The following is a 1,240-nucleotide window of genomic DNA, read 5'->3' as shown; positions in this document are numbered from 1 at the left end:
ACTATGCCCCCCCAACTCAAAAAAGTTATCATGAACTCCTACTTTTTCTACTCCCAACAAATTCTCCCAAATTTGAACCAATTGTTGTTCTGTCTCTGTCCGTGGAGCAACATATTCTTTCGTAGACAAATCTGAACTATCAGGATCCGGCAAGGCTTTCCTATCCAGCTTTCCGTTTGAGGTCAGTGGCATCTCTTCCAACTCAACCCAGATCATAGGAATCATATACTCCGGTAGACTTAATTTCAACTGTTCCTGTAAAGCAGCCCTGTCCAGCTTACCTTCAACGACAACATAACCAACCAAACGTTTGTTATCATTTGAATCCTCTTTGGCCAATACACAGCACTGGCTGATTCCACGTACCGATGACAATACATTCTCGATTTCACCAAGCTCTATTCGATAACCACGAATTTTAACCTGATTATCCTTTCTGCCAATAAACTCCAGATTACCATCAGGGAGCCAACGTGCTAAATCTCCAGTCTTATAAATTCTATCGCCCTCTTTAAATGGATTCTCTATAAACTTCTCTCGGGTTAATTCTTCCTGATTCAAATAACCACGGGCAACCCCTGCTCCACTTACACATAGCTCGCCAACTATACCCATTGGTAATAGTTGTAATTCTTCATTTATAATGTAGATGCTTGTATTGGATATAGGAGATCCTATATTTATATTTTTTATTAATCTATAATTTGTGATTTCCAGTACACTACAACCTATTGTTGATTCAGTTGGACCATACTCATTAAATAATTTCACTAAAGGATTTAATTTATCTAAATTATTTAAATCGGAATGGGTCAATTGCTCCCCTCCTATAATAAACCTTTTCAAATTAGAACCATCCAATCCCTTAAAAAATGACAAATGTGCCGGAGTTAATTTAATTGAAGTGATAGAGTCATTTACTACTATATTATTTAATACATCCTCAACATTATTATCCTGATAAATATGTAATTGACCACCTGTCAAAAGTGTTAAATAGATACTTGTTTGTGTTAAATCAAATGATAATGAACTGAACAACGGAAAACTAAAACAGTTATCATCAACTGCATAATATTCAATACTATATAATAGATAATTCACTAAACTACTATGCTCAATCATTACTCCTTTTGGCTTACCTGTACTACCTGAGGTATAAATTACATAAGCCAGATGACTTGGTGATAATGCAACGTTTAGAGCCGTTGTAGGATTAACAGAGATCTTCGCCCAATCT

Annotated in this window: 1 protein-coding gene; it reads right to left on the bottom strand. The window is 35.8% G+C overall.

Annotation, left to right across the window (positions count from 1 at the left end):
* The coding region (locus tag FLA105534_RS08785) for a non-ribosomal peptide synthetase (RefSeq protein ID WP_173965704.1) at positions 1–1,240 on the bottom strand (1,240 nt) is incomplete at both ends.

Source organism: Flavobacterium collinsii (assembly GCF_902804485.1).
In the GTDB taxonomy this organism is placed as follows: Bacteria; Bacteroidota; Bacteroidia; order Flavobacteriales; family Flavobacteriaceae; genus Flavobacterium; species Flavobacterium collinsii.
Note: the sequence above shows the minus strand (reverse complement) of the source record. Positions and strands in the feature narration are given on the sequence as shown.